Annotated in this window: 14 protein-coding genes; 1 reads left to right on the top strand and 13 read right to left on the bottom strand. The window is 63.6% G+C overall.

From position 1 onward, the window contains the following. Positions 1 to 20 precede the first annotated feature (20 nt). The 13 genes from EJ073_RS20995 to EJ073_RS20935 all read right to left on the bottom strand — a co-directional run bounded on the left by EJ073_RS20995 (position 21) and on the right by EJ073_RS20935 (position 12,967). Positions 21 to 3,008, bottom strand: a complete 2,988-nt coding sequence (locus tag EJ073_RS20995; protein ID WP_126057458.1) for a 2-oxoglutarate dehydrogenase E1 component — start codon at positions 3,006 to 3,008, stop codon at positions 21 to 23. A gap of 146 nt (positions 3,009 to 3,154) precedes the next feature. After that, on the bottom strand, positions 3,155 to 4,060 hold the full coding sequence (gene sucD / locus EJ073_RS20990) for a succinate--CoA ligase subunit alpha (RefSeq protein ID WP_126057457.1): 906 nt from the start codon (positions 4,058 to 4,060) through the stop codon (positions 3,155 to 3,157). A gap of 27 nt (positions 4,061 to 4,087) precedes the next feature. Further along, positions 4,088 to 4,504, bottom strand: coding sequence for a PIN domain-containing protein (locus EJ073_RS20985; RefSeq protein WP_126057456.1), 417 nt, complete (start codon positions 4,502 to 4,504; stop codon positions 4,088 to 4,090). Then, a complete protein-coding gene (locus tag EJ073_RS20980) occupies positions 4,431 to 4,727 on the bottom strand; it encodes a hypothetical protein (RefSeq protein ID WP_126057455.1) in 297 nt (98 codons plus the stop codon). The genes EJ073_RS20985 and EJ073_RS20980 overlap by 74 nt, the downstream gene beginning before the upstream one ends. Before the next feature lie 78 nt (positions 4,728 to 4,805). Then, entirely contained in the window at positions 4,806 to 5,303 is a 498-nt protein-coding gene (locus EJ073_RS20975) for a DUF1579 family protein (RefSeq protein ID WP_126057454.1), read from the bottom strand. 3 nt (positions 5,304 to 5,306) lie between these two features. After that, complete coding sequence (locus EJ073_RS20970) at positions 5,307 to 5,678, bottom strand: cupin domain-containing protein (protein ID WP_126057453.1); 372 nt, start codon at positions 5,676 to 5,678, stop codon at positions 5,307 to 5,309. Between the two features lie 43 nt (positions 5,679 to 5,721). Continuing rightward, positions 5,722 to 6,279 carry a hypothetical protein gene (locus tag EJ073_RS20965; RefSeq protein WP_126057452.1) on the bottom strand — a complete coding sequence of 186 codons (558 nt, stop codon included), beginning with the start codon at positions 6,277 to 6,279 and terminating at the stop codon, positions 5,722 to 5,724. Between the two features lie 4 nt (positions 6,280 to 6,283). Next, the gene (sucC, locus tag EJ073_RS20960) at positions 6,284 to 7,477 is read right to left on the bottom strand and encodes an ADP-forming succinate--CoA ligase subunit beta (protein ID WP_126057451.1); all 1,194 of its coding nucleotides are present in this window, start codon (positions 7,475 to 7,477) and stop codon (positions 6,284 to 6,286) included. Between the two features lie 29 nt (positions 7,478 to 7,506). Next, on the bottom strand, positions 7,507 to 8,475 hold the full coding sequence (mdh, locus tag EJ073_RS20955) for a malate dehydrogenase (protein ID WP_126057450.1): 969 nt from the start codon (positions 8,473 to 8,475) through the stop codon (positions 7,507 to 7,509). A gap of 330 nt (positions 8,476 to 8,805) precedes the next feature. Further along, on the bottom strand, positions 8,806 to 10,008 hold the full coding sequence (gene zapE / locus EJ073_RS20950) for a cell division protein ZapE (RefSeq protein WP_126057449.1): 1,203 nt from the start codon (positions 10,006 to 10,008) through the stop codon (positions 8,806 to 8,808). Between the two features lie 109 nt (positions 10,009 to 10,117). After that, a complete protein-coding gene (locus EJ073_RS20945; protein ID WP_126057448.1) occupies positions 10,118 to 10,657 on the bottom strand; it encodes an AprI/Inh family metalloprotease inhibitor in 540 nt (179 codons plus the stop codon). Positions 10,658 to 10,873: 216 nt separating this feature from the next. Next, a complete protein-coding gene (locus tag EJ073_RS20940) occupies positions 10,874 to 11,317 on the bottom strand; it encodes a VOC family protein (protein ID WP_126057447.1) in 444 nt (147 codons plus the stop codon). Positions 11,318 to 11,359: 42 nt separating this feature from the next. After that, complete coding sequence (locus EJ073_RS20935; protein WP_126057446.1) at positions 11,360 to 12,967, bottom strand: hypothetical protein; 1,608 nt, start codon at positions 12,965 to 12,967, stop codon at positions 11,360 to 11,362. On the opposite strand from EJ073_RS20935, the gene EJ073_RS20930 reads away from it, so the two are divergent. Next, positions 12,942 to 13,952: an MBL fold metallo-hydrolase gene (locus EJ073_RS20930; RefSeq protein ID WP_126057445.1), complete on the top strand. Its 1,011-nt coding sequence runs from the start codon at positions 12,942 to 12,944 to the stop codon at positions 13,950 to 13,952. The two genes, EJ073_RS20935 and EJ073_RS20930, sit on opposite strands and share 26 nt — an antisense overlap. Positions 13,953 to 13,957 lie beyond the last annotated feature (5 nt).

The raw sequence follows: 13,957 nt of genomic DNA, 5'->3' as shown, positions 1-13,957 counted from the left end.
CGTTCTGTCTCGTTAAGGTTCTATTCGCCGAGCGCGTCGTCGAGCAAGGCGGCGAGCTGGCTGAGATGCTTCGACATCAACCCGGTCGCCGGCGAGGCCGAGGCCGGACGGCCGGTGTAGCGCACCCGCTGATGCTTGGCGTCGATATGTGCCAGCACCCATTCCAGATAGGGGTCGATGAACGACCAGGCGCCCATGTTCTTGGGCTCCTCCTGGCACCACACCATCTCGGCATTGCGGAAGCGTGACAGTTCGGTGATCAGCGCCTTGGCCGGGAACGGATAGAGCTGCTCGACGCGCAACAGGTAGATGTCGTTGATGCCGCGCTTCTCGCGTTCCTCGTAGAGGTCGTAATAGACCTTGCCCGAACACAGCACGACGCGGCGGATCTTGGAATCCTTGGTCAGCTTGATCGCCTGGTTCGGCAACAGCTGCGCGTCGTCCCACAACAGCCGGTGGAACGAGCTTTCGCCCGAAATCTCCGAAAGCGTCGACACCGCCCGCTTGTGGCGCAGCAGCGACTTCGGCGTCATCAGGATCAGCGGCTTGCGGAAATCGCGCTTCAATTGCCGGCGCAAGATGTGGAAGTAGTTGGCCGGCGTGGTGACGTTGGCCACCTGCATATTGTCTTCGGCGCAGAGCTGCAGGAAGCGCTCGAGCCTGGCCGACGAGTGCTCGGGTCCCTGGCCCTCATAGCCATGCGGCAGTAGGCAGACGAGCCCCGACATTCTGAGCCACTTGCGCTCGCCGGATGAGATGAACTGGTCGAACACCACCTGGGCGCCGTTGGCGAAGTCGCCGAACTGCGCTTCCCACAGCGTCAGCGCCTTCGGCTCGGCCAGGCTGTAGCCATATTCGAAGCCGAGCACGGCCTCTTCCGACAGCATCGAGTTGATGACCTCGTAGCCGGCCTGCGCCGCCGACAGATTGTTGAGCGGGATGTAACGCGTCTCGTCGCGCTGGTCGTAGAGCACCGAATGGCGCTGCGAGAAGGTGCCGCGCTCCGAGTCCTGGCCGGAGAGGCGGATCGGGTTGCCGTCGAGAAGGATGGCGCCGAAGGCCAGCGCCTCGGCCGTCGACCAGTCGATGCCTTCGCCGGATTCGATCGACTGGCGGCGGTTCTCGAGGAAGCGGACGATCGTCTTGTGCGCCTCGAAACCCTTCGGCACCTCGGTCAGCTTCTTGCCGATCTCCTTCAGCGTCTTGACCGGCACGGCGGTCTTGCCGCGCCGTTGCTCATCCTGGTTGTCGGCCGTGCGCAGGCCGGACCAGGCGCCGTCCAGCCAGTCGGCCTTGTTCGGCTTGTAGGACTGGCCAACCTCCCATTCGACTTCCAGATGCGCCCGCCAGTCGGCCTTCATCTTGTCGAATTCGGCCTGGGTGATGTGGCCCTCGGCGATCAGCCGGTCGGCATAGATCTGCACCGTCGTCTTGTGGGTGCGGATGGCGCGGTACATGATCGGCTGGGTGAAGGCCGGCTCGTCGCCCTCATTGTGGCCGAAGCGGCGGTAGCAGAACATGTCCACCACTACCGGCTTGTGGAACTTCATGCGGAACTCGGTCGCCACCTTGGCGCCGTGCACCACGGCTTCCGGATCGTCGCCATTGACGTGGAAGATCGGCGCCTCGATCATCTTGGCCACATCCGACGGATAGGGCGAGGAGCGCGAGAAGCGCGGATTGGTGGTGAAGCCGATCTGGTTGTTGATGATGAAATGCAGCGTGCCGGCAACGCGGTGGCCGCGCAGGCCGGACAAGCCGAGGATTTCGGCGATCACGCCTTGGCCGGCGAAGGCCGCGTCGCCGTGCAGCAGGAGCGGCATCACCTTGGCGCGTTCCGATAGCGGCACGATCTCGCCACGCTCGCGGCCGGCGAGCTGATCCTGCTTGGCGCGCGCCTTGCCCATCACCACCGGGTCGACGATTTCCAGATGCGAGGGGTTGGCGGTCAGCGACAGGTGCACCTTGTTGCCGTCGAACTCGCGGTCCGACGAGGCGCCAAGATGGTACTTGACGTCGCCCGAGCCCTCGACCTCGTCGGGTGCTGCCGAGCCGCCCTTGAACTCGTGGAAGATGGCGCGGTGCGGCTTGGCCAACACCTGGGAGAGCACGTTGAGGCGGCCGCGATGCGCCATGCCAAGCACGACCTCCTTCAGGCCGAGCTGGCCGCCGCGCTTGAGTATCTGCTCCAGCGCCGGGATCAGGGCTTCGCCGCCGTCGAGGCCGAAGCGCTTGGTGCCCTTGTACTTGACGTCGGCGAACTGCTCGAAGCCTTCCGATTCAATCAGCTTCTGCAGGATCGCCTTCTTGCCGGTCGCGGTGAAGGTGATCTCCTTGTCGGCGCCCTCGATGCGCGCCTGGATCCACGCCTTTTCTTCCGGATCGGAGATGTGCATGAACTCGACGCCGAGCGTCGAGCAGTAGGTGCGGGTGAGAATCTCCAGCATCTGCCGGATGGTGCCGAATTCGAGCCCGAGCACATTGTCGAGGAAGATCGGCCGGTCGTAATCGGCTGACGTGAAGCCGTAATTCTCGGGTGACAGCTCGTTATAGTCCTCGAGCGGCTTGGCGATGCCGAGCGGGTCGAGATTGGCATGCAAATGGCCGCGCATGCGGTAGGCGCGGATCATCATGATGGCGCGCACGGAATCGCGCGTCGCCTGGTGCACGTCGGCATCGGACAGGACGACGCCGTTGGTGACCGCCTTCTCCTTGACCTTCTTCTCGATCGCCTTTTCGACCAGGCCCCAATTGCCGTCGAGCGCCGACACCAGTTCGCCATTGGCCTGCATCGGCCAGGAGGGCTTGGCCCAGGAAGCGCCCTTGGCGTTCTTGCGAACGTCCGCGGCGTCGTCCTTCAGCGCCGCGAAGAAGTCCTGCCATTCGGGATTGACCGATTCAGGATCGTCCTCATAGGCGGCATAAAGCGCGTCGATATAGTCGGCATTGCCGCCATAGAGGAAAGAGGTGAGCGAGAATTGGTCGTTGGCCTGATCTTGTCGTGCCATGTCACTTGTCGGAGCCTGGCTCCGTCTCCTTTTCAGGGTGAATGGTGAATAGTGAGTGGTGAATGGTCAGCAGAAAACCCGGGACTTCCCTCGATTTTGCACCGCCACTCATCCGTACTTGCCATTCACTATTCACCATTCACTATTCACTGACCCTTGATCGCCTCGACCAGCGTCGTGCCGAGCCTTGCCGGCGACGGCGAAACCTTGATGCCGGCCGATTCCATCGCCGCGATCTTGTCTTCCGCGCCGCCCTTGCCGCCGGAGATGACCGCGCCGGCGTGGCCCATGGTGCGGCCGGCCGGTGCCGTGCGCCCGGCGATGAAGCCCGCCATCGGCTTCTTGCGGCCGCGTTTGGCTTCGTCCTTGAGGAACTGCGCGGCGTCTTCCTCGGCCGAACCGCCGATCTCGCCGATCATGATGATCGACTTGGTCTCGTCGTCGGCGAGGAACATTTCCAGCATGTCGATGAATTCAGTGCCCTTGACCGGATCGCCGCCGATGCCGACGGCGGTGGTCTGGCCGAGGCCGACATTGGTGGTCTGGAAGACTGCCTCATAGGTAAGGGTTCCCGAGCGGGAAACAACGCCGACCGAGCCTTTGCGGAAGATGTTGCCGGGCATGATGCCGATCTTGCATTCGTCGGGCGTCAGCACGCCCGGGCAGTTCGGGCCGATCAGCCGCGAGGTCGAGCGGTCGAGCCGCGCCTTGACCTTGACCATGTCCATCACCGGGATGCCTTCGGTGATGCAGACGATGAGCGGGATCTCGGCCTCGATCGCCTCGATGATGGCCTCGCCCGCGCCCGCCGGCGGCACATAGATGACGGAGGCGTTGGCGCCGGTCTTTTCCTTGCCTTCGGCGACCGTGGCGAAGATCGGCAGGCTCTCGCCCTTGGCGCCGGTCCAGGTCTCGCCGCCCTTCTTCGGGTGGATGCCGCCCACCATCTTGGTGTCGTGATAGGCCAGCGCCTGCTCGGTATGGAACGTGCCGGTCTTGCCGGTCAGGCCCTGCACGAGAACCTTGGTGTTCTTGTCGACGAGAATGGACATGGGTGAGAACGCCTCTGAATTCAGCGATTACAAGAAAGGATTGACGGCCCGGACCGAGCCGTAAACCTGGTTGTGATTGAGATCCTCGGTGTAGAAGATCGGCGCGCCAAGTCGCTCCGCGGCCGCGAGCAGTGCTGCGTCATAGTATTTGAGTTGATAGCGGCGCGCGAGACGAAGGCCCGCGATGACATAGGCCTGGTCGACCGGGACGAACGGAAGCGCGCCGAGAAAGACCAGCCACCGGTCGACCACAGCATCGGCAAAGGCCGACTTGCGTCTCGCGACATTCGCGAACTCGGCCAAGGTCTGGCCGGAGACACCGAACACGGTCCCGAGCACAAGCCTTTGCGCGATATCGTGGCGGCGAGGATCACTTGTCCTCTCCGAAGCCGCGTACAGGAGGACGTTCGAGTCGAGAAAGCATTCTATCCTCTCGTTCGGCATAGATCTCGTCCCGGTTCCATTTGTATTCGGGGCCTAGGTCGAGCGGCGATTCCTCCATCAGCCTGCGCATGCCTTCCCGCGCCCAGGCGATCCGGTCTTCCTGTTCGACCTCATGCGCGAGCAGCGAGCGGATCAGGGCGTTGAGTGTTGTCTTGCGATGCTCCGCGAGGCCTCGCGCCTTTTCGAGCAGAGCTTCGTCCATGGCCAGGGTGACGTTCTTCATCGTCCGTCTCCACATAAATACACAGGAATAATATGTGTGATTATGTGTAATTCTTCAATGCCGGCGATCACCATCGGTTCAGCCTTCCTTCATCTCGGAAGGCGCGACGCGCCGGTAGAGCCCGCTCACCATGCCTTGCCAGGCATCGCTGCCGGAAGGTTTGAACTGCAGCCGCATGCGGTAGGTGTCGGCGCCTTCAAAAACGTAAGTCACCCGCGCGGCGCCGCGCGGCGACGACCGCTCCAGAACCAGCTCGCTGTCGTTCCACGTGCCTGTGGCCGGGGACGCCGGCACAAAGCCCATCGAATCGAACTGGTGCATGGTGACGAGGCTGTTCTGCTGGTCGAAGCCGAACACATTGTGCGAGCCGAACGAGATCGTCCCGTCGCGGCGCTGGCGATAGCGCTGCACCACGAACAGGCCGCCGAACTGCGCCTCGGCCATCACTTCCGAAGTCGCGGTGCCGGCATCGGTCCATTGCGTGCCCGCCACCTCTTCCTCGCCGCGCCACGCGCCGACCAGCGCCTGCAGGCGCTGGTGATCGGCCGAAAGCGAGGAGAAGGGCGACGCGTTCATGGCTCAGAGCCGCTTCAGATCGGTGACTGTGAGCTCACTCCGGGCATTGCCGGTGTTGAGCGTCGTCGCCGGCTCGAACATCAGCACCACAGGCTCGGAGGTCAGCGAACGCGGCCGGTGCTCGACGCCGCGCGGCACGACGATGAAGTCACCCTCGCCGAGCTCGACAGGCCCGTCGCGGAAATCGATGGCGATGCGCCCGCGCAATACGAGGAAGGCCTCGTCCTCATGGTCATGCGCATGCCAGTCGAAGGCGGCACCGAACTTGGCGACCTTGGCCTGGCTGTCATTGACGTCGCCGGCGACATGCGGATCGAAGACCTTGGCGATCTTTTGATCCGCCGCCTCGACCAGGTTTATCTTGCGCGGAGGCATGGGCTCGTTCCTGCGTTCGCAATGGCGGGGGCTTCAACGCGGCTCATTGTTGGCCAACCGCATCGTGGTGAGAATTCCGGCTGAATCGAAAAGCGCCGCTGTAGTTCTCGCCAACAGGAGGATCACCGATCGTCCATACAAGCCGGCATTTTCCGTCGTATCCGGTCGAAGCCAGGCAGTCCTTGGCGGCAAAATACCGAAGGTAGATCTTGTCTCCTGCGTCAGGGAAAATCTCTTCTTTCGGCAGCTCCACCAATCCCTGCGATTCCACGTAGTCGAAAAACGTCGACACGTGTCCGGTGCTACCAAAAACCTCGCAAACACCGACAAGCCTGTTTGCGTCAGGTCTCTCGGAACTCAACTTGACGAAGGGCGCCGAAAGACCTTTTGACGTATCTCGATTAAGGATTTTCACGCCGAAATTATCCGAACTGATCGAGAACCCGTTTTCCAACGCCAACTGTCCGCTTTTCGCCAGATCACCATCGGGAGCGATGCAAATTTGCTGATAGAGCACGACGGCATCCGAAATCTCTTCCGCATGCGACGGAACGGCCAGAAAGCCGAATCCGATTGCACACAGAAGGCGGCTCGGTTGCATCCGCTCAGCCCTTCACCGCCTTGACGATCTTCTTGGCCGCGTCGTCGAGGTCGTCGGCCGAGACGACGTTCAGGCCGCTTTCATTGATGATCTTCTTGCCCAGTTCGGCATTGGTGCCTTCCAGCCGCACCACCAGCGGCACCTTCAGCCCGACTTCCTTGACCGCGGCGATCACGCCTTCGGCGATGACGTCGCATTTCATGATGCCGCCGAAGATATTGATCAAAATGCCTTCGACCGCCGGATCCTTGGTGATGATCTTGAACGCCGCCGTCACCTTCTCCTTGGACGCGCCGCCGCCGACGTCGAGGAAGTTGGCGGGCTCCGCGCCGTAGAGCTTGATGATGTCCATCGTCGCCATGGCGAGGCCGGCGCCGTTGACCATGCAGCCGATATTGCCGTCGAGCGCGACATAGGCGAGGTCGTATTTCGACGCCTCGATCTCCTTCTCGTCCTCTTCGGTGGTGTCGCGCAATTCCATCACGTCGGGATGGCGGAACAGCGCGTTGTTGTCGAACGACACTTTCGCGTCGAGCACGCGCAGCCGGCCGTTCTTCATGACGATCAGCGGGTTGACCTCGAGCAGGCTCATGTCCTTCTCGACGAATGCCTTGTAGAGGATCGGGAACAGCGTGCCGCCGTCCTTGGCCGCGTCGCCGTCGAGCTTCAGCGCGCCGTTGAGCGTCTTGAGATCATCCGCCGTCACGCCCTTTTCCGGGTCGATGGCGACGGTGATGATCTTCTCCGGCGTGTCGTGCGCCACGGCCTCGATGTCCATGCCGCCCTCGGTCGAGACGACGAAGGCGATACGGCCGACCGAACGGTCGACCAGGATCGACAGGTAGAGTTCGCGATCGATATCGGCGCCGTCCTCGACATAGAGGCGGTTGACCTGCTTGCCGGCCGGGCCGGTCTGCTTGGTGACCAGCGTGTGGCCGAGCATCTCGTTGGCGTTGGCGACCACCTCGGCCACCGACTTCGCCAGCCGCACGCCGCCCTTGGCGTCGGGGGAAAGCTCCTTGAACTTGCCCTTGCCGCGACCGCCGGCATGGATCTGGCTCTTCACCACATAGAGCGGGCCGGGCAGCGCCTTGGCGGCGGCCTCGGCATCGCCGGCCTTCAGCACCGGCACGCCCTCGGCGACCGGCGCGCCGAACGACTTCAGCAGTGCCTTGCCCTGATATTCATGAATGTTCATGGCTTATCTCCGGATCAACTGCTGGCGGATCACTTCGAGGCGAGGTGCGGCGCGATCTTCACGCAGGCCTCGGTCAGGCCCTGCACCGTCGCCACCGAACTGTCGAACATCTTCTGCTCGCTCTTGTTGAGGTCAATCTCGATGACACGCTCGACACCGCCGGCGCCGATCACCACGGGAACGCCGACATAGGTGTTCTTCACTCCGTACTGGCCCGACAGGTGGGCCGCGCAGGGCAGCACGCGCTTCTTGTCCTTGAGGAAGGATTCGGCCATCGCGATCGCCGAAGCCGCCGGCGCGTAGTAGGCCGAGCCGGTCTTCAGCAGGCCGACGATCTCGGCACCGCCGTCGCGGGTGCGCTGCACGATCTGGTCGAGCTTTTCCTTCGAGGTCCAGCCCATCTTGACGAGGTCGGGCAGCGGAATGCCGGAGACCGTCGAATAGCGGATCATCGGCACCATCGAATCGCCGTGGCCGCCGAGCACGAAAGCGGTGACGTCCTCGACCGAGACCTTGAACTCCTCGGCCAGGAAATAGCGGAAGCGCGCGCTGTCGAGCACGCCGGCCATGCCGACGACATGGGTCTTGGGCAGGCCGGAGAACTTCTGCAGCGCCCACACCATGGCGTCGAGCGGGTTGGTGATGCAGATGACGAAGGCCTTCGGCGCGTATTTCTTCAGCCCGGCGCCGACCTGTTCCATGACCTTGAGGTTGATGCCGAGCAGGTCGTCGCGGCTCATGCCCGGCTTGCGCGGCACGCCGGCGGTGACGATGCAGACATCGGCGCCTTCGATGCCGGCATAGTCGTTGACGCCGGTCAGCCTGGCGTCGAAGCCGTCGACCGGCGACGACTGTGCGATATCCAGCCCCTTGCCCTGCGGAATGCCCTCGGCGATATCGAACAGAACCACGTCGCCGAGGTCCTTGAGGCCGATCATATGGGCGAGCGTGCCGCCGATCATGCCCGAGCCGATAAGCGCTATCTTGTTGCGTGCCATGTGAGGATTTTTTCCCTTTGTCTGTGACGGCGCCAATCTTTAGCGACTTGCTGACGGCGTCGAGGAAGGAGGCCGAATGCTGCGGGGAACCCGTGAGATTTCGCCGCACCCAATAGCTCCGGTGGATAGAAAATTCAAACGATTATTTTGGAGCGAGCATTTTCAATCGGTTAGATAATTTGGGTTTTACGTAAACGTCAAAATTCCTAAGCCGACTTGGGAGAATTTACACAATGAAGATGGAGATCAGAAGGCTGGCGGCGAGCGATGACGCCCTTGTGATGGCGGTGCCCAATGGGCGTCCGGGCGAGCCACATGGGCTGGCCGAGGTTACGCCCGCACCTGCTGCGCCTCCGGCGATGCCATCGCCCCGTCCTTCCGTCTTTCGGCCCAGTCCTCCAGCCACTCATGCCCCTGCATCTCGATCAGGCGCGAGGCCGTGCGCTCGAACTCGAACACCTCGTTGCCGCGTTTGGCCGTATAGAGCCCGGGCGGCGGGGCATCGGCGCTCACCACCAGCCGCGTGTGATGGTCGTAGAGGGTGTCGATCAACAGGATGAAGCGCTTGGCCTCGTTGCGCTTGCCCTCGCCGAGCACCGGCACATGGTCGATGAAGATGGTGGAGAAGCGGCCGGCGATGGCCAGGAAATCGCGCGCTCCGAGCGGCCTTTCGCAAAGATCGGCGAAGGAAAAGCGCGCCGCGTCGCCGGCCGCGCGCGGCACCACGACCTGCCGGCCCTTCACCGTCAGCGTCGTCTCCGCTACCGGCTTGCCATGCGTCATCGCCCGCCACGCCTCGTCGAGGGCGGCGTCGGCCGCCGCGTCCGCCGGCGCGACATAGACCGCCATGCGGCTGAGCTTCTCGAGGCGATAATCCTTGTCGTTGTCCAGCGTCATCACCTCGGCATTGCGCTCGAGCAGGCCGATGAAGGGCAGGAAGAGCTGCCGGTTCAGCCCGTCACGGTAGAGACCTTCGGGCGCGACATTGGAGGTGGCGACCAGCACGACGCCATTGGCAAACAGTGCCGAAAACAAACGCGACAGGATCATCGCATCGGCGATGTCGGTGACGGAGAACTCGTCGAAGCACAGCACCCAGGCCTGCTCGGCCAGCGCGCGCGCCACCGGCGGGATCGGGTCGTCCTCCTTGGCGTCGCCGTTCTTGCGCGCCTGCCGGTGCTTCTGGATGCGGTCCTGCACATCGGCCATGAAGTCGTTGAAATGCACGCGGCGCTTGCGCCTGACCGGCAACAGCTCGAAGAACATGTCCATCAGCATGGTCTTGCCGCGGCCGACGCCGCCATGGATATAGAGGCCCTTGACCGGTGCCGGCGGCTGCTTGCGGGCGAACAGCCAGCCCAGCGCGCTCGATTTCTGCGCCAGCCTTTTTGCCGAGATCTCGTCGGTCAGCCGATCGAGCGCGGCGGCGATGCGCTCCTGCGCCGGATCGCGCGCGATGGCGCCGGTCTCGACCAGATGGTCGTAGCGCTGCCTGACGGTCGCATGGGTTTGGAGGCCGTCACGCAGGTGCATCGGTCACGTCGTTCTTGAGCACATCCAGGAAAAGTAGCCGCTTTCCCCCCGTAATTGGAGCGGCTAGGCGACTCTTTCGAACGCTGAACCGCCCCAGGGCGGTATCGCCTTATCTTGTAAGCGAGATCGGCAGGCCGGTGGAAGTCTGGCCGTCGAATTTCTCGCCGCCCGAGGAATAAAGCCTGGCCAGCGTGCCGCCATTCTCGTCATAGAGGGTCAGCTGCTTGCCGGCGACATTCCAGGACTTGATGCCGTCGATCGGCGCCGGGCAATGCAACGGACCGGCGCGGTAGCCGGCGCCGAACTTGGTCTGCGGCGTTGCCACCTTGCAGCTCTGGCCGGAAACGCTGGCGTTCCACACACCGGCGACGCTGGCCGCGGTGAGGTCCGGCGCCCCTGCGGGTGCGCTTCCATCCGGCGGCAGCGAGGCGACCTGGCCGTTCGCCGGCGCGGTCGGGAACTGCGAGGCGTCGGCGGTGCCGGGAGCTGCCGGCGGCGGCAGCTGGTTTCCGGTCACCGTGCCGGCGGGCGCGGGCGTCAGCGGCGCCGGCTGCTGGTCATCCATCGACGAGAATCGCGACGTCGAGCAACCGCTTGCAATCAGTGCGGCCAGCGATACGGCCACCAGACCGGTCTTCGAAAAAGTCATTCCTACCTCCGTCGGACCCGGCTGGGGGGACGCCGTCCGCGCAATCTCTCCCTCCACCAAGATGGAGAAGGTGGCAGAATTTCAACCCGATATGGTTAAAATAGGGTTTTCGGGGCAATTGTTGCAATTTTGTCGCAACAGGCGTGTGACCCTCGAAGGTCCAATTATGGCGCGCCTCGATGAAGCCCGTTGTCGTCGGCAATATCCGGCGCGGCCCTATGCGGAAAGCCCCGCGCTCGGCACGAAGACATAGCCGTCCGGACCGACGACATAGCATTCGCGCAGGCCATGCGGCTTGTCGATCGTGCCGGCGAGCACGATGTGGCCGAGATCGCGCGCCCGCGCCTCGATCGCATCCGGATCGGCACCATAGAGGCGCAGCTCGATGCCCGTCCCGCGCGTCTCGGCGCCGGCGATGACGCCGCTCATCTCATTGTCGAGATAGGAATGGTCGGCATGCAGCATGAATATCGAGCCCAAGAGTTCGATCGCCGCGAAATCCTCGTCGACATAGATGATGCGGGCGCCAAGCACGTCGCGGCAGAAGGCCTCCATCGCCGCCATGTCGGTGACCAGCAGGTTGACGCCGATGCCGCGCGGCAGCGAGCGGCCGAAATCCTCGGCCTTCATCCACGGTGTCTTGGTCCGCTTCATTGCCATCGTGCTGCCCTCGGAAATTACGGGGATGTCGCTGGAACGGTCTCAGCGCGGTTCGAACTGGTAGAGCGGTTGCGCGAGCGCCACCGGGGGCCGCAGCAAGTCGGCGCAGCGGCGGTCCAGGTCGAGGGCCAACTGATGGGCTCGCAGCGCCGCCGTCTTCCAGGCGCCGGCTGTTTTCAGCAGGGCAAGCGCATCCGACGGGCGGTTGGCCGCAATCATGAGGTCGGCGGCGACGATGCGATCTTCCGGCGCGATGGTTTCGCCAGCCTTCAGCCTGCCCGCCAGCCCGACCCACTGTTCCCAGGGGAAGGCCGCTGTGAGCTGTTTTGGGCGATGTGGCGGTTCGGCCTCATTGCCTTTCATGAAAGGCGCCAGCGTCGATCGAGCCAACGCCCTGTCAACGAACGACTCCGCCGTTTCGCCTTGCATCTCGGAGATCAGGGCATGACGCAGATTGTCCTCCCGTTCGCGGCGACCAAGAACATAGTCGATCCCATTGAGCATAGCCGCCGTGACGGCATCGGGATTGTTGATCGGGTCGAGCTGTTTTGCTGCAATCTGCGCGTTGAGCGCCCCTGCCACTGTAGGGCCAAGCCGCAGATCACCGGTCTGGTTCACGAGAGTCAGCAAGATGGCGGCCTGCGGAGAATGGTCAATCAGCTGCCCGATTGGCCTGATGGCTGAACCCATACCGTTTTGACGGTCGAGCGCCTGTACCTGCGCCGGCTGTTTGGAAATGTCGAAGAACGGGCGAAGATTGGCAGAGTTGAGGGCGTTGCGAAGATAACCGGTATGACGCTTGTCGATTAATGCCGCGGGCGGAAGGCGGTCGAGGTAGGCGACGTAGTCGGAGAGGTCGTCTTCTGCTGCCCGCATCTCGAGCGCTAGGAGCCAAACGCCTGCTTCTTCAGCCCTTTGGGCGAGCTGCGACTTTGCCTGATCATCGAGAGCGGACAGCGCCTGCGCAATTCCTTTGGCGGCGACCGACGCTTGGTAAAGATCCGACGTCTGCAAGCGCGCCAGTTCGTCCAGAAGCCAGTCGCCATCATCCTCCATGACCAGCGCGCGCCAGGCGGATTGGCCAAGCTGTGGCACAATCGACTGTGCCTTGGGCAGCGGCTGCATGCCGGCAATCATCGCCGCCCGGTCCGGCGTTGTTGCATAGGCAAGTCTGAGTTCGACAATGCGCTGCGGCGGATGACTGCGTTTTTCCAGGCTCGCCAGAAGCGCCGAGCCTTCGGTGTAGGCAAGGCCGCCATAGCGTATCTTCAGATACGCGGCGTCATCCCCGAAACGGTCGCGCCAGAAATTCGGGAACGTTGCCGGTTCGGCAAGCAGGAAATCGCCCGCGTCCAGGATGGCTGGCGCAAAGGCGCAAGCGCCGGGCTGCGTCTGCGCGGCAGCCGGCGCTATCGGCGCGGTCCCCATGATCGCCGCCACGACTGCAAGAACTGCCTGCCGACGCATGGTTTCCCCCTCCATTCCGCCGACCGATCGTATACCGGAAATCATCGCCGGCGCCAGCGCGCGGCCTCTGGCCAGAGCATGCACCCGTCCCAAATGCTTGCGCCAGATGGCATCGATCCTATCTTGCAAGAGGAAGAAACATGCCGGAGCCGCAGCCTTGGCCGCAAGAAAGACAGCCGCCAACCGCTATTATCGCGGCCCGCCAAGCGATCATTTCGACGGCACCCTGTTCTTCAATCCCAATGGCAAGCCGCCCGGCCGCTTCGCCGACCTCCTGCGATGGCAGTTGGGCGGCGAGCGCGCGAAATGGCCGGCGGCCAATCCGAGCCCGTTCCATCAGGCGAGGCCGGACGAGCGCGTCGACGGCGCCGCGCTGCGCCTCACCATGGTCGGCCATTCCTCGCTGCTCATCCAGACGGCGGGGCTGAACATCCTCACCGATCCGGCCTGGTCGCAGCGCGTCTCGCCGCTGTCCTTTGCCGGGCCGAAACGTGTCAACGCGCCGGGCATCGCCTTTTCCCAGTTGCCGCCGATCGACCTCGTGCTGGTCAGCCACAACCATTACGACCATCTCGATCTCGCCACGCTGAAGCGGCTGAAGGCGAGGCACGACCCGCTGGTGATCACGCCGCTCGGCAACGACGCCATCATCGACGCCGCCGTCCCCGGCATGCGGCTCAGCGCGCATGACTGGGGCGACAGGCTCGACCTCGGCAAGGATGCCGCCATCCATGTCGAGCCGGTGCACCACTGGTCGGCGCGCGGCGCGCGCGACCGGCGCATGGCACTGTGGGCGGGGTTCGTGGTCGAGACGCCAAGCGCAAAAATCTATTTCGCCGGCGATACCGGCTTCCATGGCGGCGCCAACTACCGGCTGATGGCCGAAAAGCATGGCGGCTTCCGCCTCGCCATCCTGCCGATCGGCGCCTATGAGCCGCGCTGGTTCATGGAGCCGCAGCACCAGAATCCCGAGGAGGCGGTGCAAGGCATGATGCTTTGCAACGCAGCCCACGCCGCAGGCTGCCACTGGGGCACCTTCCAGCTCACCAATGAGCCGATCGACGAGCCTGCCCGCAAACTGGCCGAGGCGCTCGACGCCGAGCGCCTGCCGCGCGAACGTTTCCGCGCCTTGCGGCCGGGCGAGGTGTGGGATGTGCCGGCCGCCTAGCCCAG

The organism is Mesorhizobium sp. M4B.F.Ca.ET.058.02.1.1 (assembly GCF_003952505.1).
Taxonomy (GTDB): Bacteria; Pseudomonadota; Alphaproteobacteria; order Rhizobiales; family Rhizobiaceae; genus Mesorhizobium.
This window is presented reverse-complemented; position numbering and strand designations above follow the sequence as displayed.